1 protein-coding gene is annotated in these 545 nt (G+C 61.1%); it reads right to left on the reverse strand.

Annotation, left to right across the window (positions count from 1 at the left end; all coding sequences use genetic code 11):
• Positions 1-545 (reverse strand): nucleoside-diphosphate sugar epimerase/dehydratase (locus ACM5SV_RS36615; protein ID WP_419425534.1); only part of this gene is annotated, 545 nt, incomplete at both ends.

Here is a 545-nt window from a genome sequence, read left to right on the forward strand (position 1 = left end):
CGCATCGCCTTGTCGAGCAACTCCTGCCGTGGTGCGACCGCTTCCCTCCCCAGCAGATCTTCGATCTCCAGCTCTCTGATGTCGGAGACGGCGATGCGTCCCTGAGCCAGGGCCGTGAGATCCGGCAACGTGCGAACATTGACCCTGGCTTTACGGATGTGCTCCAGGATTTCATTGCGACGCTGCCGCGATGCGGAGGGAAGAGCAAGAAGCACGTTGTGCACGCCGAGAGATTCTGCAAGCACCGGAAGGTCCGAGGGGTCGTAGATCGGCAAACCACCCATGACGCCGCCCTTAAGACGCGGGTCATCATCCAGATAGCCGACGACATTGAGTTCGGCACTGTTGATCAAGGCGCCGGCCAGCTGCCGCCCGGCCGTCCCTGCCCCATAGATCAGCACCTTGGCGAGCATATTCTTGTGAAGGATGCGCTGGTAGGCATCCCCGAGCCAGTAGCGGATACTCAACCTCGACAGCCCGATCGCAATCAACAGCAGGAAGGGCTGGAGGATACCGACGGTTCTGGGAACACCGGGGACGCTGAG

The organism is Rhizobium sp. CRRU65 (assembly GCF_048551595.1).
In the GTDB taxonomy this organism is placed as follows: domain Bacteria; phylum Pseudomonadota; class Alphaproteobacteria; order Rhizobiales; family Rhizobiaceae; genus Rhizobium; species Rhizobium leguminosarum_J.